The organism is Streptomyces sp. NPDC028907 (genome assembly GCF_055564995.1).
Window position 1 is genome coordinate 574272 of the sequence record NZ_JBVHVE010000004.1, and the last position, 21948, is coordinate 596219.

The following is a 21948-nucleotide window of genomic DNA, read 5'->3' on the forward strand; positions in this document are numbered from 1 at the left end:
CAGTAGGCGTACGAGGCGTACGGGAACGTACGACGCGAAACAGGAGTCCGTGCACGAGATGAGCGACGAGCCGCAGCCGCAGGCGCAGCAGCCGACCGTGAAGCCCAAGCGGCCGAAGAGGACGGGCTGGCGGCGGATCATCCCGACCTGGCGGATGGTGCTGGGCACCTTCGTCATCGGCATGCTGTTGCTCGCCGGCCTCTTCTTCCTCGGCTACTCCATGGTCAAGATCCCGCCGGCCAACGCCCTCGCCACCAAGCAGGCCAACGTCTATCTGTACGCGGACGGCTCCGTGATCGCCCGTGACGGCGAGGTCAACCGGGAGAACGTGACCCTCGGGCAGATGTCCAAGGACGCCCAGCACGCGATCCTGGCCGCCGAGGACCGCGACTTCTACACCGAGTCCGCGATCGACCCGAAGGCGATGCTGCGCGCCGGCTGGAACACCGTCACCGGCAAGGGCAAGCAGTCGGGCTCGACGATCACCCAGCAGTACGTGAAGAACTACTACCTGCGTCAGGAGCAGACCGTCACCCGCAAGGTGAAGGAGTTCTTCATCGCGATCAAGCTGGACCGGGAGAAGAGCAAGGACGAGATCCTCGAGGGCTACCTCAACACCAGCTTCTTCGGCCGTAACGCCTACGGCATCCAGGCCGCCGCCCAGGCGTACTACGGCATCGACGCGGGGGACCTCGACCCGGCCCGCGCCGCGTATCTGGCCGCGCTGGTCAACGCGCCCAGCGAGTACGACGTCATCGCCCACCCGGAGAACAAGTCCGCGGCGGTGGCCCGCTGGAACTACGTACTGGACGGCATGGTCACCAAGGGCTGGCTCAGCGAGTCCGAGCGGGCGGGCATGAAGTTCCCGATGCCGAAGGAGGCCTCGACCTCCACCAACCTCTCCGGTCAGCGCGGTTACATCGTGCAGATCGTGAAGGACTATCTGACCCAGAACAAGATCGTCGACAAGGACTCGCTGGAGGCCGGCGGCTACCGCATCACCACCACGCTCCAGAAGGACAAGCAGAACGCCTTCGTCGACGCCGTCAACGACCAGCTGATGTCGAAGCTGGACAAGAAGAACAACAAGGTCGACAACTACGTCCGCGCGGGCGGCGCCTCCGTCGACCCGAAGACCGGCAAGGTCGTCGCGATGTACAACGGCATCGACTACGTGAAGCAGTACACCCCGAACGCGACCCGCCGGGACTTCCAGGTCGGCTCCACCTTCAAGCCGTTCGTGTTCACCTCGGCCGTGGAGAACGAGTCGACCACGCAGGACGGCCGTCAGATCACCCCGAACACGATCTACGACGGCACCAACAAGCGCCCCGTGCAGGGCTGGAGCGGCGGGACCTACGACCCCGAGAACGAGGACCAGCACTCCTACGGCGACATCACCGTCCGCTCGGCCACCAACAGCTCCGTCAACGCGGTGTACGCGCAGATGGCCGTGGACGTGGGCCCGGAGAAGGTGAAGGACACCGCGGTCGAGCTCGGCCTGCCCAGCAGCACACCGGAGCTGTACCCGTCCCCGTCCATCGCGCTGGGCGTGGCCACGGCCAGCGTCCTCGACATGGCGGAGGCGTACGCGACGCTCGCCAACCACGGCAAGCGCGACACGTACACCATGATCGAGCGGGTCACCAAGGACGGCGCCGACGTCATCGAGCTGCCGGAGCACAAGGCCCACCAGGTCATCAGCCGCGAGGCCGCCGACACCACGACGTCCGTGCTGCGGAGCGTCGTCGACAGCGGCACCGCCACCGCCGCCCTCGCCGCCGGCCGTCCGGCCGCGGGCAAGACCGGCACGGCGGAGGAGGACACCGCCGCCTGGTTCGCCGGCTACACCCCCGACCTGGCCACCGTCGTCTCCGTCATGGGCCAGGACCCGGTCACGGCGAAGCACAAGTCGCTGTACGGCGCGATGGGCCTCGACCGCATCAACGGCGGTGGCGCGCCCACCGACATCTGGGCGCAGTACACGAAGACGGCGCTGAAGGGTGAGCCGGTCCGCGAGTTCGACCTGGAGCTCCAGGAGGGCGCCGACCAGCCCCAGTACCCGACGACGGACCCGACGCGGGGCGACCAGAGCACCGGCGGTCAGAACGACGGCGGCACCACCGGGGACCCGACGACCGGCGGCCAGGACACCGAGGGCCAGACCGGTGGCGGTGAGACGCCGGGCCAGACGGACGGCGGCACCACCGGCGACACGACGACCGGCGGCACCGACAACGGCGGTACGACCACCGACGGCGGCACCACCGGCGACACGACGACCGGGGGGACCGACACCGGCGGCACGGACACCGGCGGCAGTACGGGCGGCGACACCTCCACCGGAGGCACGGACACCGGCGGCAGTACGGGCGGCGACACCTCCACCGGAGGCACCGACACCGGCGGCGGAGGGACGACGGGAACGACGGCCGGGACGCTGAGCACGGCCCGCAGACAGTGAGCGCGCGCCGGCCGGCTCAGTGACCGCTGGTCGCCTTCAGCCCCACCACGGCGACCAGCAGCAGACAGACGAAGAAGATCCGCGCGGCGGTGACCGGCTCCCCCAGCACCACCATGCCGACCACGGCCGCACCGGCCGCTCCGATGCCCACCCACACGCCGTAGGCGGTACCGATGGGCAGGGACTTCGCGGCGTACGACAGCAGCACCATGCTGGCGACGATGCCGGCGCCGGTGAAGAGGCTGGGGACGAGGCGGGTGAAACCGTCGGTGTACTTCATGCCGACCGACCAGCCGACCTCCAGCAGACCGGCGACGACGAGCAGGACCCAGGCCATGACGAGCACCTCTCACAAAGACGGAAACCTGGCGGTGCGTCGTCTTTGCCTTCACCCGGTACGGCGCGTCTCGTCGGGGTCCTTCAAAGCTAGCAAAGAAACGAAGAAGAGGCTGGTGACGAGAGTCACCAGCCCCTTCCGACCGTCGATTCAGAGGTAGAGCTCAGAGATAGAGCCCCGTCGAGTCCTCGGACCCCTCGAACCGGTCCGCGGCCACGGCGTGCAGGTCGCGCTCGCGCATGAGCACGTACGCGACGCCGCGCACCTCGACCTCGGCGCGGTCCTCCGGGTCGAACAGGACCCGGTCCCCGGTCTCCACGGTCCGTACGTTCTGCCCCACCGCGACGACCTCGGCCCAGGCCAGGCGACGCCCGACGGCCGCGGTGGCGGGAATCAGGATGCCGCCACCGGAACGCCGCTCGCCCTCGCTGGTGTCCTGCCGCACGAGTACACGGTCGTGCAGCATCCGGATGGGCAGCTTGTCGTGGTGGCTGCTGTGCTCGTTTCTGTTGGCGCTCACGCCTTTGAACCTACCTGCCTTTGCCGCCTGTGTACGCCGCCGGGTCCGCCGTCGCTCAGCCCTTGCGGCGCCGGGTGCCGAGGGCCAGCAGGCCCACGAGACCGACGGCGACGAGGGCGACGGGCACGATCCGCTCCATGCGGGGCGCACCCTCCTCGTCGGTGAACTTGGCCCGCACATCGCTCACGGCCCGGTTGACCCCGACGTAGGCCCGTCCGAGAGTGTGGTCGATGTTCGAGACGACCTTGGCCTTGGCGTCGCCGACGATCGTCTTCGGGTGCACACGCACCCCGATCTCGTCGAGCGTCTCGGCCAGGGCTGCGCGACGGGCCTTGATGTCCGCCTCGATCTGCGCCGGGGTTCTGGTGTCCGACGTGTCCGCCACGGTTCGGCCTCCGAAGTGAAGCTGATGCTGTTTCCGGACAGTCTGTCAGCTCCACGCCGGACCGCACTGTCAGGCTCCCCGGTTACGCTGGTTCGATGAGCGAGCGACTCCAGCCGGGGGACGTGGCCCCCGCCTTCACCCTGCCCGACGCCGACGGCAACGAGGTGTCCCTGTCGGACCACAAGGGCCGCAAGGTCATCGTGTACTTCTACCCGGCGGCCCTGACGCCCGGCTGCACCAAGCAGGCCTGCGACTTCACGGACAACCTGGAGCTGCTGGCCGGCGCGGGCTACGACGTCATCGGCGTCTCCCCCGACAAGCCGGAGAAGCTCGCCAAGTTCCGCGACAAGGAGTCGCTGAAGGTCACGCTGCTCGCCGACCCGGAGAAGTCCGTCACCGAGGCCTACGGGGCGTACGGCGAGAAGAAGAACTACGGCAAGACCTACATGGGCGTCATCCGCTCCACGATCGTCGTGGACGAGGAGGGCAAGGTCGAGCGGGCGCTGTACAACGTGCGGGCGACCGGCCACGTGGCGAAGATCATCAAGGATCTGGGCATCTGACCACCCGGCCCGGCCAGTAGCATGGCCGGGCAAGGTCACGCGGCCGTGGTGGAATTGGCAGTCACGCTGGGTTTAGGTCCCAGTGGGGTAACACCCGTGAGGGTTCGAGTCCCTCCGGCCGCACCACTTTCTGTTCACTCGGCGAGCAACTCACGTACGACCGGCACGAGCGCCCTGAACGCCTTGCCCCGGTGACTGATGGCGTTCTTCTCCTCGGCGCTCAGCTCGGCGCAGGTCCGGCTCTCGCCCTCCGGCTGGAGGATCGGGTCGTACCCGAACCCGTTGGTGCCGACGGGCGCGTGCCGCAGGGTGCCCCTGAGCTGTCCCTCGACCACCCTTTCCGTGCCGTCCGGCAAAGCCAGCGCCGCCGCACACGCGAAGTGGGCGCCCCGGTGCGCGTCGTCGATGTCGCCCAGCTGGGCGAGCAGCAGCTCCAGGTTGGCCCGGTCGTCCCCGTGCCGGCCCGCCCAGCGGGCCGAGAAGATACCGGGGGCACCGTTGAGCACGTCGACACACAGCCCCGAGTCATCGGCCACCGCCGGCAGCCCGGTCGCCTGCGCCAGGGCGTGCGCCTTGAGCAGCGCGTTCTCGGCGAAGGTGACGCCGGTTTCCTTGACATCGGGAATCTCCGGATAGGCGTCCGCCCCGACGAGGTCGTGATCGAGACCTGCGTCGGCGAGGATCGCACGGAGTTCGGTGATCTTTCCGGCGTTACGGGTGGCGAGGATGAGACGGGTCATGGCGCCACAGTAGCCAGGCGGCTCAGGTCGCCCCGAATCGGGCGCGGAGCGCGCGAAGAGGGGCACGGGGCTGTATCGATATGCGGCTCCGCCGCGGGGCGCGACCAGCCACACTCAACCCGGACCCACCCACTCGCGGAACCCGGCACCCGAGACGCCCCGGCCCAGCCAGCGCAGCTACGGCGTGCAGACCTTGGTGAGCTCCCCCGCCGCATCCGTCACCGGACTGATGTCCGGCGTCTCGTCACCGTTCTTCACCGCGTCCCGGACATTGGTGACCGCCGTCTGCAGATCGTCCACCGCCTTGTTGACGTCGGTGTCGTCCGTCTTGTCACCGATCTTGTCGAGGTTCTTGTCGATGGAGGTCAACGACTCCTCGAGCTGCGTCGGATCGTTCGCGGCGCTCTCCACGGCCTGCTGGAGTTCGGTGACGCTGTCGGCGATGGCGTCGGCGGTCTGGACGCAGTCCATCGCCTTGCTGACGGCGTCACAGCCGGTGGTCAGCCCGGCCGTCAGTCCGACCGCCGCTATGGCTGCGACGGCTGTGGCGATACGGCTCCGGCGGCGTCGGCTCGTGGCCATGGTTGACGTTCCCTCCCTGCTCCCAGGCCTCGCAGGGCCCCCGTCGGTCATTGGCCGGGCGTACAGCGGTGTGCCGTACGCCCGTACCTCTAGTGACGCCAGGAAGGGCGGCGCGGTTGCCCGGATCTGTGGCTCTTCTTGGTGAGTCCTTTACTTTTCGAGGACGGTATCAAGAGCCTTGCCCTGGAGTTCCGCCAGCTCCCCGCATCCGGAAACGGCAAGGTCCAGAAGGGCGTTGAGCTCCTCGCGGGCGAAGGGCTCGGCCTCGGCGGTGCCCTGGACCTCGACGAAACGGCCGTCGCCGGTGCAGACGACGTTCATGTCGGTGTCGGCCTTCACGTCCTCCTCGTAGCAGAGGTCGAGGAGCGGGACGCCGCCGACGATGCCGACCGAGACGGCGCTGACGGTGCCGGTGAGCGGCTTGCGGCCGGCCTTGATCAGCTTCTTGCCCTGGGCCCAGGAGACGGCGTCCGCGAGCGCGACGTAGGCGCCGGTGATGGCCGCCGTACGCGTGCCGCCGTCGGCCTGGAGGACGTCGCAGTCGAGGACGATCGTGTTCTCGCCGAGCGCCTTGTAGTCGATGACCGCGCGCAGGGAGCGGCCGATGAGGCGGCTGATCTCGTGGGTGCGGCCGCCGATCTTGCCCCGGACGGACTCGCGGTCGCCGCGGGTGTTGGTGGCGCGGGGCAGCATGGCGTACTCCGCGGTGACCCAGCCCTCGCCGCTGCCCTTGCGCCAGCGCGGGACGCCCTCGGTGAAGGAGGCGGTGCACAGGACCTTCGTGTCGCCGAAGGAGACGAGGACGGAGCCCTCCGCGTGCTTGCTCCAGGCGCGTTCGATGGTGACCGGGCGGAGCTGTCCGGGGGTGCGGCCGTCGATTCGGGTGACTGAGGAGGTAGCTGCCATGGCGCTGAGCCTAGCCCCCCACGGGGAAGGGCCCCTCCCATGGTCGGAAGGGGCCCTCAGGGGCTGAAGCCCGGGACGATGCCCGCGCTTCACATCATGTCTTCGATCTCCGCCGCGATCGGGTCGGCGTCGGTGCCGATGACGACCTGGATGGCGGTGCCCATCTTCACGACACCGTGGGCGCCTGCGGCCTTCAGGGCGGTCTCGTCGACCAGCGAGGCGTCGCTCACCTCGGTGCGGAGCCGGGTGATGCAGCCCTCGATCTCCTCGATGTTGTCGATGCCGCCGAGCCCGGCGACGATCTTCTCAGCCTTGCTGGCCATTTCGGTCTCCTCACGCACTGTTGGCCCAACTGTACGAGCGGTTGCGTGGTGCGTACCGAAGGATGACGTCACAGCAACCCAATCGTCGGTAACTGGTCTACACCACCTGACAGGCGGTCGCCAACCCATGAGTGCCGAGACCGAGACCTCCCCCGCCCGGCAGCGGTGGCAGGCCGCGTTCCAGGGGCTGCAGAAGATGGGCCGCAGCCTCCAGCTCCCGATCGCCGTACTGCCGGCCGCGGGCATCCTGAACCGCCTCGGCCAGCCGGATGTGTTCGGGGAGGACGGCCTCGGCTGGGACAACCTCTCGAAGGTGATGGACGGCGCGGGCGGCGGACTGCTCAACAGCTCGCTCGGACTGCCGTTGCTGTTCTGCGTCGGTGTGGCCATCGGCATGGCGAAGAAGGCGGACGGCTCGACGGCACTGGCGGCGGTGACGGGGTTCCTCGTCTACTACAGCGTGCTGCTGGAGTTCCCCGAGGACTGCCCGGACGGGACGAAGGAGGTCACCAACGTCGGCTGTGCCGCGTCAGACGGGACGGTGATCGCGTACGAGTACCAGAACCCGGGCGTCTTCGGTGGCATCGTCATCGGTCTGCTGGCGGCCTTCTTCTGGCAGCGCTACCACCGGACGAAGCTGGTGGACTGGCTCGGCTTCTTCAACGGGCGGCGGCTCGTGCCGATCATCATGGCGTTCGTGGCGATCGTGTTCGCGGTGCTGTGTCTGTGGGTCTGGCCGCCGATCGGTGACGCGCTGGAGAACTTCAGCGACTGGATGCGGGACCTGGGCGCCTGGGGTGCGGGTGTGTTCGGCGTCGCGAACCGCGCGCTGCTGGTGATCGGGCTGCACCAGTTCCTGAACGTGCCCATCTGGTTCCAGTTCGGCAGCTACACCACGCCCGACGGCGAGGTGGTGCACGGCGACATCAACATGTTCCTCCAGGGCGACCCGAACGCCGGCCTGTTCACCTCGGGCTTCTTCCCGATCATGATGTTCGCGCTGCCGGCCGCCGCCCTCGCCATCACCCACTGCGCCAAGCCGCACCGCCGCAAGGAGATCGCCGGCCTGATGACGTCGGTGGCCCTGACGTCGTTCGTCACGGGCATCACGGAGCCGATCGAGTACTCGTTCATGTTCATCGCCCCGCTGCTGTACGCGGTGCACGCCCTGCTGACGGGCGTCTCCATGGCCGTGACCTGGGGGCTGGGGGTCCACGACGGGTTCAGCTTCTCGGCCGGCCTGATCGACTACATCATCAACTGGCAACTGGCCACGAAACCCTGGGCGATCATCCCGATCGGCCTCTGCTTCGCCGTCGTCTATTACGCGATCTTCCGGTTCGCGATCACGAAGTTCGATCTCAAGACTCCGGGCAGAGAGCCGGAGGAAGAGGTCGAGGACGTCACGAAGGGCTGACCAGAGGTCCACGGAATTCAGGCACTGCGCGTAGCACTCCGGTTGCGGATTTCACGGGTTCCTTATATCGCCCCCACCGTGCTACAACAGGTCTACACCACTGAGTGGTGTAGACCAGACGCCGCCGTCTCCTTCCTGTCCCCGGGCGGCGCCATGCCTTCTTCCCCAGCCTATGGCCGGGGGGACCCCCTGGAGGAAGTTGTGACCACGGCCAGCGCCGCTCCGGCGGCCGACAAGAAAAAGGGCGCCGCCGCGATGGCTGTGATGCAGCGCATCGGCCGCAGCCTGATGCTGCCGGTGGCGGTCCTGCCCGCCGCCGCCCTTCTGGTCCGCTTCGGCAACGAGGACATGCTCGGCGACCCCGACTACCCCGCGTTCCTCACGAAGATCGCGGGCTTCATGGCGGCCGGCGGCAACGCGATCCTCGACAACATGGCGCTGCTGTTCGCCGTCGGCATCGCGATCGGCTTCGCGAAGAAGTCGGACGGCTCGACGGCGCTGGCGGCCGTGGTCGGTTACCTGGTCTTCAAGAACGTGCTCGCCACGTTCACCGACCCGAACCTGCCGCAGGTGGCCAAGGCCGTCGACGGCAAGGTCGTGATGGTCGACGCACCGGTGGACGCCAAGGTCCTCGGCGGTGTGGTGATGGGCATCGTCGTGGCCCTCCTCTACCAGCGCCTGTACCGCACCAAGCTCCCGGACTGGGCGGGCTTCTTCGGCGGTCGCCGTCTGGTCCCGATCGCCTCCGCCCTCGCGGGCCTGGTCATCGGCATCGTCTTCGGCTACATCTGGCCGGTCCTCGGCACGGGCCTGCACAACCTCGGTGAGTGGCTGGTCGGTTCGGGCGCCGTCGGCGCCGGCATATTCGGTGTGGCCAACCGCGCCCTGATCCCGATCGGCATGCACCACCTGCTGAACTCGTTCCCGTGGTTCCAGGCGGGCGAGTACGAGGGCAAGAGCGGTGACATCGCCCGCTTCCTGGCCGGTGACCCGAGCGCCGGACAGTTCATGACCGGCTTCTTCCCGATCATGATGTTCGCGCTGCCGGCCGCCTGTCTGGCGATCGTCCACTGCGCCCGCCCGGAGCGCCGCAAGGTCGTCGGCGGCATGATGTTCTCCCTCGCGCTGACGTCCTTCGTCACCGGCGTGACCGAGCCCATCGAGTTCACGTTCATGTTCATCGCGCCGGTCCTGTACGCCATCCACGCGGTCCTCACCGGCGTCTCGATGGCTCTCACCTGGGCGCTGGGCATGAAGGACGGCTTCGGCTTCTCGGCCGGCGTGGTCGACTTCGGCCTGAACCTGGGCATCGCGACCAACCCGTGGGGCCTGGCCCTGGTGGGCTTGTGCTTCGCCGCGCTCTACTACGTGATCTTCCGGTTCGCGATCACCAAGTTCAACCTGCCGACGCCGGGCCGCGAGTCCGACGAGGAGCTCGCCGAGCTCCAGAAGGCGGAGGCGAAGTAGGCCGCCCGGCCCACGACCAGCGGCGAACGACGAAGGCCCCGGAACCGGGAAGGTTCCGGGGCCTTCACGCGCATACGGGCCTGAACCCCGTACGGGCTGGTGCTCCACCGGCCGGCTCCCGGCCGGCTAGATCTCGTACGTCTGCCTGGGCGCCGCCAGCGCCACCGGACCGTCGTACACCTCACGCGCGTCGGCCAGGTTGACCTGGGGGTCGGTCCACGGCGGGATGTGGGTGAGGACCAGGCGGCGGGCATCCGCGCGGGCCGCGGTCTGACCTGCCTCGCGGCCGTTGAGGTGCAGGTCGGGGATGTTCTCCTTGCCGTGCGTGAAAGCCGCCTCGCACAGGAACAGGTCGGCGTCACGGGCGAGTTCGTCCAGGGCCGTGCTGATGCCCGTGTCACCCGAGTAGGTCAGGACCTTCCCGGCGTGCTCGATCCGGATGCCGTACGCCTCCACCGGGTGGGCCACCCGTTCCGTGTGCACCGTGAACGGGCCGATCTCGAAGGTGGACGGCTTGACCGTGTGGAAGTCGAAGACCTCGCTCATGGACGAGGCGGTGGGGGTGTCGGCGTAGGCGGTGGTCAGGCGGTGTTCGGTGCCCTCGGGTCCGTAGACCGGGATCGGGGCGCAGCGGCCGCCGTCGTGCCGGTAGTAGCGCGCGACGAAGTACGCGCACATGTCGATGCAGTGGTCGGCGTGCAGATGGCTGAGGAAGATCGCGTCGAGGTCGTAGAGACCGCAGTGGCGCTGCAGCTCGCCCAGGGCACCGTTGCCCATGTCGAGAAGCAGCCGGAAGCCGTCGGCCTCGACGAGGTAGCTCGAACAGGCCGATTCCGCGGACGGGAACGACCCCGAGCAGCCGACGACGGTGAGCTTCATGAAACAGAAACCTCCGCTGGCTGGAAATCCAGAGAATCCAGAAGATCGGGAATGGGGCGTCGGGGGTCGTGCGGTTTGTCGAGCGTAAGGCGCAAAACCTTGGGTCGCTCCTCCGCCAAGGGCTGTTGTGGGCGAACTCACCTGTGGTGTCACCGGTTCGGCTGCCGACGCTGTCCAGTTGTTCGAGCGCGGTCCTCGGGCGGCGCAGAGACGGTCATCTCCGGTCGCTGTCCCGTATATGCGGACGTAGCGTCGGAAAGACATGTTGCCGAAGTGGACCGAGGGATCCGGACATGACTGTTTTGGTTGTCAACCAGGGTGCTGAGTGGACCCAGGAGCTCTACCAGGCCGCTTTCGACCGAGCGATCCCGGATCGCGCGAATCCACCGGACGGGCTGATCGCGCACTTCGGGGCGCCTGCCGAGGGAGGCGGGTGGCAGGTCATCGACGTGTGGGAGTCGGAGGAACAGTTCCGGCGCTTCCTGGAGGAGTCGGTGATTCCGGCCGCGCAGGCTCTCGGAGCGCCACCGTTCGACAGCCAGGTGGCCGAGCTGTACAACTCGCTGATCCCGTAGGGCGGTACCGTCGTCTTCATGGACACGTCCTGGTGGCTGGCGCTCGCGGCGGTGGTGCTGCTCGCACTCGTCGCCGCGCTCGTGGACGGGCGGGGACGCGGACGGCGTCCCCAGGGGCGGCGGACGCGTCCGCGGGGGCGGTCGGACCGGCGTACGCCGGCTCGTCCGGACGGGCGTGGTCGCACGCGTCCGGAGCCTGCCGAGATCTGGTGGGCGAACGTGCCCTACGAGGACGGGCCGGGCGCCAAGGACCGGCCGTGTCTGGTGCTGGCGGTGCGGGGGCAGCGAGTCACCGTCGCCAAGATCACCAGTAAGTACCGGGATGAGCGCTGCGGTGTGATCCCGTTGCCGCCGGGGTCCGTCGGGGACACCCGGGGACGGGCCAGTTTCCTGGAGACGGGCGAGCTGCGGGACGTGCCGGTGTCGGACTTCCGGCGGCGGGTCGGGGTGATGGACCCGGTCGTGTGGGACCAGGTCCGTCACCTCGCCTAGGCGCTCCGCCGCGGGCAGGACTTCGTCCGCCGGCCCGTCGCGGCTGGTCGTGCCCATGCCTGCGGAGCCGCGTTCGACACAGCCCCGCGCCCCTTTACGGGGCGCTTCTCACGCCCAGAGCTGACCCTGGAGGGTCTCGATGGCCGCCTCCGTCGTGGCGGCCGTGTAGACGCCGGTCGAGAGGTACTTCCAGCCGCCGTCGGCCACGACGAACACGATGTCGGCGGACTCCCCCGCCTTCAGCGCCTTCTTTCCGACACCGATCGCCGCGTGCAGCGCGGCCCCGGTGGAGATGCCCGCGAAGATGCCCTCCTGCTGGAGGAGTTCGCGGGTGCGGGTGACCGCGTCGGCCGAGCCGACCGAGAAGCGGGTGGTCAGGACGGAGGCGTCGTACAGCTCGGGTACGAAGCCCTCGTCGAGGTTGCGCAGGCCGTAGACCAGGTCGTCGTAGCGCGGTTCGGCGGCGACGATCTTGACGTCCGGCTTGTGCTCTCGCAGGTAGCGGCCGACGCCCATCAGGGTGCCGGTGGTGCCGAGGCCGGCGACGAAGTGGGTGACCGAGGGGAGGTCGGCGAGGATCTCCGGGCCGGTGGTGGCGTAGTGGGCGCCGGCGTTGTCCGGGTTGCCGTACTGGTAGAGCATCACCCAGTCGGGGTGCTCGGCCGAGAGCTCCTTGGCGACCCGTACGGCGGTGTTGGAGCCGCCCGCGGCCGGGCTGGAGATGATCTCCGCGCCCCACATGGCGAGCAGGTCCCGGCGCTCCTGCGAGGTGTTCTCGGGCATCACGCACACGATCCGGTAGCCCTTGAGCTTCGCCGCCATCGCCAGGGAGATGCCGGTGTTGCCGGAGGTGGGCTCCAGGATGGTGCAGCCCGGCGTCAGACGGCCGTCCTTCTCCGCCTGCTCGATCATGTGCAGGGCAGGGCGGTCCTTGACCGAGCCGGTGGGGTTGCGGTCCTCCAGCTTGGCCCAGATGCGGACGTCGGCGGACGGCGAGAGCCGCGGCAGGCGCACCAGAGGGGTGTTGCCCACCGCGGCCAGCGGGGAGTCGTAACGCATCCGGATCAGGCCATGCCGCCGGCCACGGCCGGCAGGATCGTGACGTTGTCGCCGTCGGCGAGCTTGGTGTTGATGCCGTCGAGGAAGCGGACGTCCTCGTCGTTCAGGTAGACGTTGACGAAGCGGCGCAGCTGCTCGCCCTCCACGATGCGGGCCCGGATGCCCGCGTGCCGGGTCTCGAGGTCGGTGAACAGCTCGGCGAGGGTGTCCCCGTTGCCCTCCACCGCCTTCTGACCGTCGGTGTAGGTGCGGAGGATGGTGGGGATGCGGACCTCGATGGCCATGGCTCAGGGCTCCTGTCGGGAGTAGTCAGTCGGGGGCGCGCGGCAGCGCAAGTGCAGCAGAGGTGGTGCGTGGTGCAGCGCCGCGGCTCACGGCCGTACGGCGGCAGGGTGTCGCGTCAACAGATGGCGCTGGCGAGCCTGCACAGGTCGACGTGCAGCCGCGCCACGAGCAGCATGCCCGGCGTCTTTTCGCTCACGTCGTGGAAAACCATGGGGTCATCGTATCGATTCCCGGTCCGGCTTTTGGAATGTGATCCCACATCGCGGACGGATGAGGGCCGGAGAGTGAGACCGCGCTGTTCAGGTCGGCCGTCGGGGGCTCAGTACGCCTCGACGATCTTGACCTCCTCCTCCGTCACCTCGCCGTCGACGATCCGGAAGGAGCGGAACTGGAACTCGCCGAGGCCGTCGGTGTCGGCCGTGGAGACGAGGACGTAGTGCGCGCCGGGCTCGTTGGCGTAGGAGATGTCGGTGCGCGAGGGGTGGGCCTCGGTGGCCGTGTGGGAGTGGTAGATGACCACGGGCTCCTCGTCGCGGTCGTCCATCTCGCGGTAGAGCTTGAGCAGGTCGCCGGAGTCGAACTCGTAGAACGTGGGCGACATCGCGGCGTTCAGCATCGGGATGAAGCGCTCGGGACGGTCCGAGCCGGCCGGGCCCGCGACGACGCCGCACGCCTCGTCGGGGTGGTCCTTGCGCGCATGGGCGACGATCTGGTCGACGAGGGCCTGGGTGATGGTCAGCATGCTCGTCAGGATAAGCAACGGGCCGCCCCGTACCGAAGAGTGGTACGAGACGGCCCATATACCGGACGCCTGAGCGGCAGCCACCGGGAGCGCCACGAGTGCTCCCAGAGGCGGGACGTCCTAGGAAAGGCTGCTCGGCAACGCCCTGAAGGGGCGCGGGGCTGTGTCGATTTGCGGCTCCGCCGCGGGGCGCGACCAGCCACGACGAAGCCGCAGACGACCAACGACCTTCCGCGGCACTCACCTCACGGCCTGCTCAGCGAACGTTCAGCCGACCTTCTCAAGCTCCGGCTCCTCGCCGCCGCGAGCGGCAATCTGCGGGTTCCGGCTCTTGAGCACCGCCCAGCCGACACCCAGGGCGACAGCCCACCCGGCCGCGACATACAGACAGACCCGCGCATCCTTGTCGTACGCGATCATGCAGGTCACGCCGATGAGGAAGAGCAGCGCGACCCAGCTGAAGAGCGCACCACCGGGGGCAGGGAAGGACGAGGCCCGCAGCCGACCCGCGTCGACGGCGGCGCGGTAGCGGATGTGGCTGACGAGGATCATCATCCAGGTCCAGATACCGGCAGCCGTGGCGACAGAGGTGACGTAGAGGAACGCCTTCTCCGGCACGACGTAGTTCAGCACCACACCGATACCCATGAGCGCCACCGAGACCGTGATACCGACGGCAGGCGTCTTGCGGGCGTTGAGCTTGCCGAACGCGCTCGGCGCCTCGCTGTTGGCGGCGAGGTCGCGCAGCATGCGGCCGGTCGAGTACATGCCCGAGTTGCAGGACGACAGGGCTGCGGTGAGCACCACGAAGTTCACGATGCCGGCGGCCAGCGGGATGCCGATCTTGCCGAAGGCGTGCACGAAGGGGCTCTCACCGGCGGAGAACTCGGTCCACTTGACGACGGAGAGGATCACCAGCAGCGCGCCGACGTAGAAGACGATGATGCGCCAGGGCAGCGTGTTGATGGCCTTGGGCAGGGTCTTCTCGGGGTTCTCGGACTCGCCCGCGGTGACGCCGACGAGCTCGACGGCGAGGTAGGCGAACATGACGCCCTGGAGCGTCATCAGGCTGGAGCCGATGCCGTTCGGGAAGAAGCCGTCGTGCGACCAGAGGTTGGAGACGGTGGCGGTGTCACCGGCGTCGGAGAAGCCGAGGGTGAGCACGCCGAGGCCGATGACGATCATGCCGATGATGGCCGTGACCTTGATCATCGAGAACCAGAACTCGACCTCGCCGAAGATCTTGACGGAGATCAGGTTGACGCCGAACAGCACCACCAGGAACACCAGGGCGCTGACCCACTGCGGGATCTCGGGGAACCAGAAGTGGATGTAGATCGCGGCGGCCGTGAGCTCGGCCATGCCGGTGACCACCCACATGAGCCAGTACGTCCAGCCGGTGACGAAGCCGAAGAACGGGCCGAGGAACTCGCGGGCGTACTCGGCGAAGGAGCCGGAGACGGGCCGGTACAGGAGCAGTTCGCCCAGGGCCCGCATGATGAAGAAGATGACGACGCCCGCGAGGGCGTACATGAGGATGATGCTGGGGCCGGCCTTCGCGATGTTCGCTCCGGCACCCATGAAGAGTCCGACGCCGATGGCGCCGCCGATCGCGATCATCTGGACCTGACGGCTGCCGAGGCCGCGCTCGTACCCCTCTTCCGGGGCACCCGTGGCCTTCGCGTCCGTGACCTTCGCAGAGGTCATGTGTTGTGCGCCTTTCTCCATGCCGACCCGGGCCCTTCGTCGGCCTCGGATCGGGTCTCGATCCCCCCGGATTGCTGGAGCTGTGCCCGGCCGACGATCCGTCGGCCATGTGGCGCACCCGGCCGAACATTCGGGTGGTGCTCGGCGGGCGTCGTGAAGATTTATCACGGCCGTAACAGTGATCGGCTACAGGACATGTGGCGCATCCCACAGGAAGAACCGGACAAACAAAACCGCCGCCCCCCATAGCGGGTGGCGGCGGTGACGCGATCGTTATCCGGATTTGAGTGTCCTCTGAGCGAACACAGAACGGTCACATATCGCTACAAAAAAGTCGCGACGCTCCGGATTTCCGGACCGGGCCTACGGCATCAGCGTCGCGACCAGCGTCTCCTGGAGTCCGCCCAGCCACAGATACGCCATCACCATCGGCTTGCGCGGGTCCTCGTCCGGCAGCCGGTAGAGCAGGTCGGTGTCGTCCTCGTCGGTGATGTCCAGCCGGGAGCCGATGGCGAGGCGCAGGTCGTTGAGGGCGCCGAGCCACCGCTGGGACTCCTCCGGGGAGAGCTTGAGCACCGCGCCGCCCTCGCCGGCGGAGGCGGAGCTGAGCTCGTCCAGGGAGCGGACCACCGCGAGCGCGTTGTCGCGCTTGCCGGCCCGCAGGTCGTTCTCGGTGTAGCGGCGGAACTCCGCGGAGTACGCCCGCTGCTCCTCGGCCTCCTTGGCCTGCGGTGCGCCCTCCGGGTCGCTGTACGCGTCCGGGAACAGGCGCCTGAGGACCGGGTCGGCGGGCGGCTCGCTCGGGCCCTCGGCGAACAGCTCGGCGAGCGGGTCGTCGGGGGCGTCCCCCGCGGGGCCGGGGCCGATGAGTTCCAGGAGCTGGACGGCCAGCGACCGGATGATGGAGATCTCGACGTCGTCGAGGGCGACGGCCGCGCCGCCGCCGGGGAGCGGTTCGAAGGTTCCTGGCATAGGGACGATTCGCTACTTCCGGTCCTGCGCGGGCGTACGGGTCACTTGCGGTCGTGCTGAAGGGTGGCCCACAGACCGTAGCCGTGCATGGCCTGCACGTCGCGCTCCATCTCCTCGCGGGTACCGCTGGAGACGACCGCCCGGCCCTTGTGGTGGACGTCGAGCATGAGCTTGGTCGCCTTGTCCTTGGTGTAGCCGAAGTAGGACTGGAAGACGTAGGTCACATAGCTCATGAGGTTGACCGGGTCGTTGTGGACGATCGTGACCCAGGGGACGTCCGGCTCGGGGACGGCGAAGACCTCCTCCGCCGACTCGGTGCGTTCGATCTCCAGGGGTGCGGGTGACGTCACAGAGCCCATGCTGCCACCCGAGGGGGGTGGTCGCACAAACGGGCTGCGCAAGGGCGCCTGTTGTGACCTCGACCGTGAGCTCGAACCCACAAATCGTCAGAGTGACGAAATGGGGGTACCATCTGTCGTCATGAACACAGCGGACCTTGGGCTGCCGGTGGACGTTCCCTCGACGGCGCTCTTCACGGATCAGTACGAGCTCACGATGCTTCAGGCCGCCCTGAAGGCCGGCACGGCCGAGCGGCGCAGCGTCTTCGAGGTCTTCACCCGACGGCTGCCCGAGGGGCGGCGCTACGGCGTCGTGGCCGGCACCGGCCGGGTCCTGGACGCCGTCGAGAACTTCCGCTTCGACGCCGGCGTCCTCGGCTTCCTGCGCGAACGGAACATCCTCGACGAGCAGACCCTGCGGTGGCTCGCGGACTACCGCTTCTCCGGCGACGTCTGGGGCTACCCCGAGGGCGAGGTCTACTTCCCGGGCTCGCCGATCATGCGGGTCGAGGGCACCTTCGCCGAGTGCGTGCTGCTGGAGACGGTGATCCTCTCCATCCTCAACCACGACTCCGCCATCGCCGCGGCCGCCTCCCGGATGGCGTCGGCCGCCGGGGAGCGCCCGCTCATCGAGATGGGCGCCCGCCGCACCCACGAGCTGGCCGCGGTGGCGGCGTCCAGGGCCGCCTACCTCGGCGGCTTCACCTCGACCTCCGACCTCGCCGCCGGCTTCCGGTACGACATCCCCACCGTCGGCACCAGCGCCCACGCCTTCACCCTGCTGCACGACCGCGAGCGGGATGCCTTCCGGGCCCAGGTGGACTCCATGGGCCGCGGCACCACGCTGCTGGTGGACACCTACGACGTCGCCGAGGCGGTCCGTACCGCCGTGGAGATCGCCGGGCCCGAGCTGGGCGCCGTGCGGATCGACTCGGGCGACCTGCTGCTGGTCGCGCACCGGGTCCGGCAGCAGCTGGACGAGCTGGGCGCCACCGGCACGAAGATCATCGTGACCTCCGACCTGGACGAGTACGCCATCGCATCGCTGGCGGCGGCCCCGGTGGACGCGTACGGCGTCGGCACCCAGCTGGTGACCGGGTCGGGGCATCCGACCTGCTCGATGGTCTACAAGCTGGTCGCCCGCGCCGATTCCGGCGACGCCACGGCGCCGCTGGTGCCGGTGGCGAAGAAGTCGAGCGGCGGGAAGACGTCCATCGGCGGCCGCAAGTGGGCCGCGCGGCGCCTCGACGAGTACGGCGTCGCGGAGGCCGAGGTCGTCGGCACCGGGCCGGTTCCGGACGGACTCGCCGACCGGCAGCTGCTCGTGCAGCTGATCAAGGGCGGTGACGTGGTGGCCCGTGAACCGCTGGACGTCGTACGGGACCGGCACACGGCCGCTCGCGGCAATCTGCCGCTGTCCGCCACACAGCTCTCGCGCGGGGAACCTGTCATCCCGACCGAGTATGTCAACGGGCGCTCGGGTAGCCGGACGGGGGCGTGAAGCGAGCGCGCCCGGCGTGCGCGCGCCATGCCCCCTCCCGCAGCGCACCCGAAGTCTCTAGGCTCGGAAGTTCACGGCCGGGCCAGCACGCTTTTCCACCGTCCCGACCTCAGCGTCCATAACCGAAGGACACCGACCATGCGCCGCGCCTTGATCGTCGTAGATGTGCAGAACGACTTCTGCGAGGGGGGCAGCCTCGCGGTGGCCGGCGGTGCCGATGTGGCCGCCGCCGTCACCGAGCTGATCGGGCAGGCGGCCGGGTCCGGCTACCAGCACGTCGTCGCCACCCGCGACCACCACATCGCCCCCGGCGGTCACTTCTCCACCAACCCCGACTTCGCCCACTCCTGGCCGGCGCACTGTGTCGCCGGTACCGAGGGTGTCGGCTTCCACCCGAACTTCGCCCCCGCGGTCGCGTCCGGTGCGATCGACGCCGTGTTCGACAAGGGGGCGTACGCGGCGGCGTACAGCGGGTTCGAGGGAGCCGACGAGAACGGGGTGCGGCTGGCGGACTGGCTGCGGGCGCGGGACGTGTCGGAGGTGGACGTGGTGGGGATCGCCACGGACCACTGTGTGCGGGCCACTGCCGTGGATGCGGTGCGGGAAGGGTTCCGTACGCAGGTGCTGCTGGATCTGACCGCCGGGGTGGCCGCCGAGACCACGGAGCGGGCGCTGGAGGACATGCGGGAGGCGGGCGTGGAGCTGTCCGGGAAACCTGTGGTCGCGTAGCGCTCGACGGGGTGCCGCGCTTGGTCGTCTGGCGGGTGCGGCACCATCGTGGCTGGTCGCGCAGTTCCCCGCGCCCCTTGGGTGTTGCAGGCGCCGGACGTGACGCAGCCCCGCGCCTCTTACGGCAGTGGCACAGCCCCGCGCCCCCTTAGGGCGTCGCAGCGGGGCGTCTCAGCAGTGCCCTGATCGGGTGCCACAGCTCCTGCATCAGTTCCGGGCCGGGTACGACACCGTTGTCAGGTGCCGTTCGCCATATCAGGCCGTCGGGGTGGTGCAGGACGGCCGTGATCTCGTCGGGTGACGGCGGGGCGGCGTTGCCGCGCAGGTAGACCGCGCGCATGCCGAGGTTGCGGAGCCTGGTCAGGGCTCGGGCGCGGTTCTGGGCGTGGACGAGGACACGGACGCTGCCCGTGCCGTCGGCGGTGGGTCTGGGCAGGTTCAGGGCCACCACCACGCTGCCGGTCGGCAGCTTGCAGAAACCTCCTGCGGCCATGCTGGTCACACCCCCGTGCCAGTCGGTGTCAATAACGGAAACACAGGGTGCACCTAAACACGATCGGCGGCAACCCGCCAAGAGGGTTGCCGCCGATCATGCTCTGACCTGCGAATATGCCGTTTACTTCACTGCGGGGCCAACCTCGACCGTGATCGTCGAGCCATTGCGCGGCTCCTTGATGATCTTGATCTTGGTGTTGGTGTCAGTGATCTTGACGCCCGCGGTCGGGTTCTCGGCGCTGTAGTACGTGCTGGTGTGGTCGTTGAAGACCGGCACCCCGGCACGCGACGGGATCCGGGTCGCGACGTCCGCGTTGTGCAGCGTCATGCCGTCCGTGCGGTACGTGCTGAACGGCGAGTCGTAGGACTGGATGCGGTTGCGCATCAGCGTGCCGTCGGACCACTTCAGCGGCGTCGGGTGGGAGTCGACCGGGAGGATCAGACCGACACCCTGGTGCTGGCTGGTGTTGTTGTCAGCCTGGGAGGTGTCCCACTTCCAGATCAACAGGCCGTTCTGGTACGCGTAGTGCTCCACCCAGTCCGGACTGGTCGACGAGAAGCCGAAGTTGTACGGGCCCGTCTTCAGGGTCTTGTCGTACGACACGTACTGACGGTTCTCGGCGATGTAGTACTGCTCGTAGTCCTTGGTGAACGAAGCGCCCATGCGCGTGAAGCCGGTCGCCGTCCAGGCGTTGTCCACGCTCTCCACGTCGTCCGAGAAGACCGCGGAGCCGTCGGCGGTGACCGTGATGCGGTCGGCCGTGAAGCCCTTCATCGCCAGTCCGCCGTCGGTCGCGTAGCGGAAGCGGAGGTCGATCTTCTTGCCGGCGTAGGCGTCCAGCGGGTAGACGAGCTTCTGGTGCGCGTCCACCGTGCCGTCGAGCGCGGGCTTGTCGCTGCCGTCACGGCTGATCGGGTTGCCGTTCGCGGTGCCGTCGATCGCAGTCCAGTTGGCGCCGCCGTCGGTCGACACCTCGGTGTAGAGGTAGTCGTAGCCCTTCTCGATGTCCCACCAGCCGTCGAGGGTGAGGCTCGCGGAGGTCTTGCCGGTGAGGTCGACGCCGCGGCTCAGCGTGTTCTTCAGGTTGTTGCCGCTGCCGCTCCACCACTGGGTCGCGCCCTGTGCGGGAGTCACGATCTCGGTGGTGACGGCCTTCTTCGGCAGCCCGACCACGAGGGCCTGACGGTGCCGGGTGTTGTACTCGGCCAGGCCCAGCTTGTGCTCGGACGTCGTCGCGGCCTTGGCCGTGTCGTAGTTGAGCCAGCCCAGCTGGAGCTTGTCCCAGGCGGTCATGTCGCCGGGCAGGTCACCGATCTCCTTCTTGCCGGTGCCCAGCCAGGAACCGGAGGACATCAGCGTCCAGAACCCGGTGGAGTTCTCGCCGCCGGCGGTGTCGTAGTGGTCCGGCAGACCGAGGTCGTGACCGTACTCGTGGGCGAAGACGCCGAGGCCGCCGTTCTCCGGCTGGACGGTGTAGTCGCCGACCCAGATGCCGGTGGAGCCGATCTGCGCGCCGCCCAGCTTGTTGTTCGCGGGGCCGGTGGCACCGGCGTCGGTGCCGAACGCGTACCAGCGGTGGGCCCAGATCGCGTCGGTGCCCTGGGCGCCGCCGCCCGCGGACTCGTCCTCACCGGCGTGCACGATCTGGAAGTGGTCGATGTAGCCGTCGGCCTCGTTGAAGTCGCCGTCGCCGTCGAAGTCGTAGCGGTCCCACTGGTCGAACTGCGTGACGGCCGTCTTGATCTCGGCGTCGGTCTTCCCAGCTGCCTTCTGCTGGGCGACCCACGCGTTCAGACCGTCGCTGACGACGTTCCACACGCTGGCGCAGTTGGTCTCGCCGCAGGCGTTGTTGCCGTAGCGGGCTTCGTTGTAGGGGACCTTCACCCAGTCGGTGACCTCGCCCTCGACCGAGTAGCGGCCCGAGGACTGCCTCTCGTAGTACTTCTTCAGCGACTCGGTCTTCTTGCCGGTGCCGAAGTAGAGGTCCTGGTAGTGCTTCTGGTTGTAGTCCGCCTGCCAGGCCGTCGAGTTGTCCTTCTCGCGGTCGGGCTCGGCTATCTGGTTGTGGGCCGGGCCGGGCGTGCCGCCGAACTCGCTGATCTGGTCGCCGAACTCGACCAGGATCGTGAAGATCTTGTCGGTCTTCTCGCGGCCCAGCTCGACGTACTTGCTGTCGCCCTTCTTGCTCTTGAGCTCGACGACCTGCGAGCCGTCGCGCTTCTTGACCTTGCTCCGGCCGGATATGACCTGGTTCAGGGCCTCCTCGCGCTGGGCCGCCTGCGTCCTGCTCATGGGGCCGTCGAGGTTGTGGTCGGCGTGAGTGTGCTCCGCCGGGTCGTGCCGCTCCACGGACGCCGGCGCGCCTTCGTCGGCCTGAGCCACCGCGAAGGTCGAGAACGTCGCCGCTGCCGTCGTGAGCGCGACGGCGGTTGCCGCCGTTCTGAACGTCCAGGGTCTACTGGTCACTTG

At 68.5% G+C, this 21948-nt stretch carries 25 protein-coding genes, 1 tRNA gene and 1 riboswitch; of the genes, 9 read left to right on the forward strand and 17 right to left on the reverse strand.

Annotated elements, in window-relative coordinates; all coding sequences use genetic code 11:
• Positions 1-58 precede the first annotated feature (58 nt).
• Entirely contained in the window at positions 59-2464 is a 2406-nt protein-coding gene (locus ACZ4UU_RS15200) for a transglycosylase domain-containing protein (protein ID WP_468039983.1), read from the forward strand.
• A gap of 16 nt (positions 2465-2480) precedes the next feature.
• On the opposite strand, the gene sugE is transcribed toward ACZ4UU_RS15200, so the two are convergent.
• The 3 genes from sugE to ACZ4UU_RS15215 form a co-directional block, all read right to left on the reverse strand.
• On the reverse strand, positions 2481-2801 hold the full coding sequence (gene sugE / locus ACZ4UU_RS15205; RefSeq protein WP_468039985.1) for a quaternary ammonium compound efflux SMR transporter SugE: 321 nt from the start codon (positions 2799-2801) through the stop codon (positions 2481-2483).
• A 33-nt stretch (positions 2802-2834) separates the two neighbouring features.
• A riboswitch (guanidine-III (ykkC-III) riboswitch) is annotated at positions 2835-2895 on the reverse strand.
• A 69-nt stretch (positions 2896-2964) separates the two neighbouring features.
• A complete protein-coding gene (locus ACZ4UU_RS15210; protein ID WP_468039987.1) occupies positions 2965-3321 on the reverse strand; it encodes a GroES family chaperonin in 357 nt (118 codons plus the stop codon).
• A gap of 55 nt (positions 3322-3376) precedes the next feature.
• A complete protein-coding gene (locus ACZ4UU_RS15215; protein WP_468039988.1) occupies positions 3377-3706 on the reverse strand; it encodes a DUF3618 domain-containing protein in 330 nt (109 codons plus the stop codon).
• 95 nt (positions 3707-3801) lie between these two features.
• On the opposite strand from ACZ4UU_RS15215, the gene bcp reads away from it, so the two are divergent.
• The gene (bcp, locus tag ACZ4UU_RS15220) at positions 3802-4269 is read left to right on the forward strand and encodes a thioredoxin-dependent thiol peroxidase (RefSeq protein WP_468039990.1); all 468 of its coding nucleotides are present in this window, start codon (positions 3802-3804) and stop codon (positions 4267-4269) included.
• Between the two features lie 39 nt (positions 4270-4308).
• Positions 4309-4395, forward strand: a tRNA-Leu gene (locus tag ACZ4UU_RS15225).
• Between the two features lie 8 nt (positions 4396-4403).
• Here ACZ4UU_RS15225 and rdgB read toward each other — a convergent pair.
• From rdgB to ACZ4UU_RS15245, 4 genes are all read right to left on the reverse strand, one after another.
• Positions 4404-5009, reverse strand: coding sequence for an RdgB/HAM1 family non-canonical purine NTP pyrophosphatase (rdgB, locus tag ACZ4UU_RS15230; RefSeq protein WP_468039991.1), 606 nt, complete (start codon positions 5007-5009; stop codon positions 4404-4406).
• A 177-nt stretch (positions 5010-5186) separates the two neighbouring features.
• Positions 5187-5591 (reverse strand): hypothetical protein, encoded by a 405-nt coding sequence (locus ACZ4UU_RS15235; RefSeq protein ID WP_468039993.1) that lies wholly within the window; start codon positions 5589-5591, stop codon positions 5187-5189.
• Positions 5592-5741: 150 nt separating this feature from the next.
• The gene (gene rph, locus ACZ4UU_RS15240) at positions 5742-6497 is read right to left on the reverse strand and encodes a ribonuclease PH (RefSeq protein WP_468039994.1); all 756 of its coding nucleotides are present in this window, start codon (positions 6495-6497) and stop codon (positions 5742-5744) included.
• Positions 6498-6586: 89 nt separating this feature from the next.
• The gene (locus ACZ4UU_RS15245; protein WP_030943649.1) at positions 6587-6820 is read right to left on the reverse strand and encodes a PTS sugar transporter subunit IIB; all 234 of its coding nucleotides are present in this window, start codon (positions 6818-6820) and stop codon (positions 6587-6589) included.
• A 127-nt stretch (positions 6821-6947) separates the two neighbouring features.
• Between ACZ4UU_RS15245 and ACZ4UU_RS15250 the strand changes: the two genes are divergently transcribed.
• Positions 6948-8237 carry a PTS transporter subunit EIIC gene (locus ACZ4UU_RS15250; protein ID WP_468039996.1) on the forward strand — a complete coding sequence of 430 codons (1290 nt, stop codon included), beginning with the start codon at positions 6948-6950 and terminating at the stop codon, positions 8235-8237.
• A 201-nt stretch (positions 8238-8438) separates the two neighbouring features.
• Positions 8439-9704, forward strand: coding sequence for a PTS transporter subunit EIIC (locus ACZ4UU_RS15255; protein ID WP_468039997.1), 1266 nt, complete (start codon positions 8439-8441; stop codon positions 9702-9704).
• A 126-nt stretch (positions 9705-9830) separates the two neighbouring features.
• Here ACZ4UU_RS15255 and ACZ4UU_RS15260 read toward each other — a convergent pair whose 3' ends face one another.
• Entirely contained in the window at positions 9831-10583 is a 753-nt protein-coding gene (locus ACZ4UU_RS15260; RefSeq protein ID WP_468039999.1) for an MBL fold metallo-hydrolase, read from the reverse strand.
• A 293-nt stretch (positions 10584-10876) separates the two neighbouring features.
• Between ACZ4UU_RS15260 and ACZ4UU_RS15265 the strand changes: the two genes are divergently transcribed.
• Together ACZ4UU_RS15265 and ACZ4UU_RS15270 are read left to right on the forward strand one after the other, a co-directional pair.
• Positions 10877-11158, forward strand: a complete 282-nt coding sequence (locus ACZ4UU_RS15265; RefSeq protein WP_468040000.1) for a hypothetical protein — start codon at positions 10877-10879, stop codon at positions 11156-11158.
• Between the two features lie 18 nt (positions 11159-11176).
• Positions 11177-11650, forward strand: coding sequence for a type II toxin-antitoxin system PemK/MazF family toxin (locus ACZ4UU_RS15270; RefSeq protein ID WP_468040002.1), 474 nt, complete (start codon positions 11177-11179; stop codon positions 11648-11650).
• Between the two features lie 108 nt (positions 11651-11758).
• Here ACZ4UU_RS15270 and ACZ4UU_RS15275 read toward each other — a convergent pair whose 3' ends face one another.
• From ACZ4UU_RS15275 to clpS, 7 genes are all read right to left on the reverse strand, one after another.
• A complete protein-coding gene (locus ACZ4UU_RS15275; RefSeq protein WP_468040004.1) occupies positions 11759-12709 on the reverse strand; it encodes a PLP-dependent cysteine synthase family protein in 951 nt (316 codons plus the stop codon).
• 5 nt (positions 12710-12714) lie between these two features.
• A complete protein-coding gene (locus ACZ4UU_RS15280; RefSeq protein ID WP_468040006.1) occupies positions 12715-12993 on the reverse strand; it encodes a MoaD/ThiS family protein in 279 nt (92 codons plus the stop codon).
• Between the two features lie 116 nt (positions 12994-13109).
• Complete coding sequence (locus ACZ4UU_RS15285) at positions 13110-13205, reverse strand: putative leader peptide (RefSeq protein ID WP_316959376.1); 96 nt, start codon at positions 13203-13205, stop codon at positions 13110-13112.
• 108 nt (positions 13206-13313) lie between these two features.
• Positions 13314-13736 carry a M67 family metallopeptidase gene (locus tag ACZ4UU_RS15290; RefSeq protein ID WP_468040008.1) on the reverse strand — a complete coding sequence of 141 codons (423 nt, stop codon included), beginning with the start codon at positions 13734-13736 and terminating at the stop codon, positions 13314-13316.
• 267 nt (positions 13737-14003) lie between these two features.
• Entirely contained in the window at positions 14004-15443 is a 1440-nt protein-coding gene (locus tag ACZ4UU_RS15295; RefSeq protein WP_468040010.1) for an amino acid permease, read from the reverse strand.
• Between the two features lie 363 nt (positions 15444-15806).
• Positions 15807-16415, reverse strand: a complete 609-nt coding sequence (locus ACZ4UU_RS15300) for a DUF2017 domain-containing protein (RefSeq protein WP_468040011.1) — start codon at positions 16413-16415, stop codon at positions 15807-15809.
• 41 nt (positions 16416-16456) lie between these two features.
• Entirely contained in the window at positions 16457-16774 is a 318-nt protein-coding gene (clpS, locus tag ACZ4UU_RS15305; protein WP_030053518.1) for an ATP-dependent Clp protease adapter ClpS, read from the reverse strand.
• Positions 16775-16895: 121 nt separating this feature from the next.
• Here clpS and ACZ4UU_RS15310 point away from each other — a divergent pair, with 121 nt between their 5' ends.
• Both ACZ4UU_RS15310 and ACZ4UU_RS15315 read left to right on the forward strand, forming a co-directional pair.
• On the forward strand, positions 16896-18254 hold the full coding sequence (locus ACZ4UU_RS15310) for a nicotinate phosphoribosyltransferase (RefSeq protein ID WP_468040013.1): 1359 nt from the start codon (positions 16896-16898) through the stop codon (positions 18252-18254).
• Between the two features lie 138 nt (positions 18255-18392).
• On the forward strand, positions 18393-18983 hold the full coding sequence (locus tag ACZ4UU_RS15315) for an isochorismatase family protein (protein WP_468040015.1): 591 nt from the start codon (positions 18393-18395) through the stop codon (positions 18981-18983).
• A gap of 148 nt (positions 18984-19131) precedes the next feature.
• Here ACZ4UU_RS15315 and ACZ4UU_RS15320 read toward each other — a convergent pair whose 3' ends face one another.
• On the reverse strand, positions 19132-19476 hold the full coding sequence (locus tag ACZ4UU_RS15320; protein ID WP_383454978.1) for a hypothetical protein: 345 nt from the start codon (positions 19474-19476) through the stop codon (positions 19132-19134).
• Positions 19477-19599: 123 nt separating this feature from the next.
• A complete protein-coding gene (locus ACZ4UU_RS15325; protein WP_468040017.1) occupies positions 19600-21945 on the reverse strand; it encodes an immune inhibitor A domain-containing protein in 2346 nt (781 codons plus the stop codon).
• Positions 21946-21948 lie beyond the last annotated feature (3 nt).

Excerpts from the sequence above, each read along its gene's own strand:
- ACZ4UU_RS15235 (WP_468039993.1), bottom strand. The coding sequence starts at position 5,591 with ATGGCCACGAGCCGACGCCGCCGGAGCCGTATCGCCACAGCCGTCGCA.
- ACZ4UU_RS15300 (WP_468040011.1), bottom strand. The coding sequence starts at position 16,415 with ATGCCAGGAACCTTCGAACCGCTCCCCGGCGGCGGCGCGGCCGTCGCC.
- ACZ4UU_RS15310 (WP_468040013.1), top strand. The coding sequence starts at position 16,896 with ATGAACACAGCGGACCTTGGGCTGCCGGTGGACGTTCCCTCGACGGCG.
- ACZ4UU_RS15285 (WP_316959376.1), bottom strand. The coding sequence starts at position 13,205 with ATGGTTTTCCACGACGTGAGCGAAAAGACGCCGGGCATGCTGCTCGTG.
- rph (WP_468039994.1), bottom strand. The coding sequence starts at position 6,497 with ATGGCAGCTACCTCCTCAGTCACCCGAATCGACGGCCGCACCCCCGGA.
- ACZ4UU_RS15315 (WP_468040015.1), top strand. The coding sequence starts at position 18,393 with ATGCGCCGCGCCTTGATCGTCGTAGATGTGCAGAACGACTTCTGCGAG.
- ACZ4UU_RS15260 (WP_468039999.1), bottom strand. The coding sequence starts at position 10,583 with ATGAAGCTCACCGTCGTCGGCTGCTCGGGGTCGTTCCCGTCCGCGGAA.
- sugE (WP_468039985.1), bottom strand. The coding sequence starts at position 2,801 with ATGGCCTGGGTCCTGCTCGTCGTCGCCGGTCTGCTGGAGGTCGGCTGG.
- bcp (WP_468039990.1), top strand. The coding sequence starts at position 3,802 with ATGAGCGAGCGACTCCAGCCGGGGGACGTGGCCCCCGCCTTCACCCTG.
- ACZ4UU_RS15280 (WP_468040006.1), bottom strand. The coding sequence starts at position 12,993 with ATGGCCATCGAGGTCCGCATCCCCACCATCCTCCGCACCTACACCGAC.
- ACZ4UU_RS15270 (WP_468040002.1), top strand. The coding sequence starts at position 11,177 with ATGGACACGTCCTGGTGGCTGGCGCTCGCGGCGGTGGTGCTGCTCGCA.
- clpS (WP_030053518.1), bottom strand. The coding sequence starts at position 16,774 with ATGGGCTCTGTGACGTCACCCGCACCCCTGGAGATCGAACGCACCGAG.
- ACZ4UU_RS15245 (WP_030943649.1), bottom strand. The coding sequence starts at position 6,820 with ATGGCCAGCAAGGCTGAGAAGATCGTCGCCGGGCTCGGCGGCATCGAC.
- ACZ4UU_RS15275 (WP_468040004.1), bottom strand. The coding sequence starts at position 12,709 with ATGCGTTACGACTCCCCGCTGGCCGCGGTGGGCAACACCCCTCTGGTG.
- ACZ4UU_RS15250 (WP_468039996.1), top strand. The coding sequence starts at position 6,948 with ATGAGTGCCGAGACCGAGACCTCCCCCGCCCGGCAGCGGTGGCAGGCC.
- ACZ4UU_RS15265 (WP_468040000.1), top strand. The coding sequence starts at position 10,877 with ATGACTGTTTTGGTTGTCAACCAGGGTGCTGAGTGGACCCAGGAGCTC.
- rdgB (WP_468039991.1), bottom strand. The coding sequence starts at position 5,009 with ATGACCCGTCTCATCCTCGCCACCCGTAACGCCGGAAAGATCACCGAA.
- ACZ4UU_RS15200 (WP_468039983.1), top strand. The coding sequence starts at position 59 with ATGAGCGACGAGCCGCAGCCGCAGGCGCAGCAGCCGACCGTGAAGCCC.
- ACZ4UU_RS15320 (WP_383454978.1), bottom strand. The coding sequence starts at position 19,476 with ATGGCCGCAGGAGGTTTCTGCAAGCTGCCGACCGGCAGCGTGGTGGTG.
- ACZ4UU_RS15295 (WP_468040010.1), bottom strand. The coding sequence starts at position 15,443 with ATGACCTCTGCGAAGGTCACGGACGCGAAGGCCACGGGTGCCCCGGAA.
- ACZ4UU_RS15290 (WP_468040008.1), bottom strand. The coding sequence starts at position 13,736 with ATGCTGACCATCACCCAGGCCCTCGTCGACCAGATCGTCGCCCATGCG.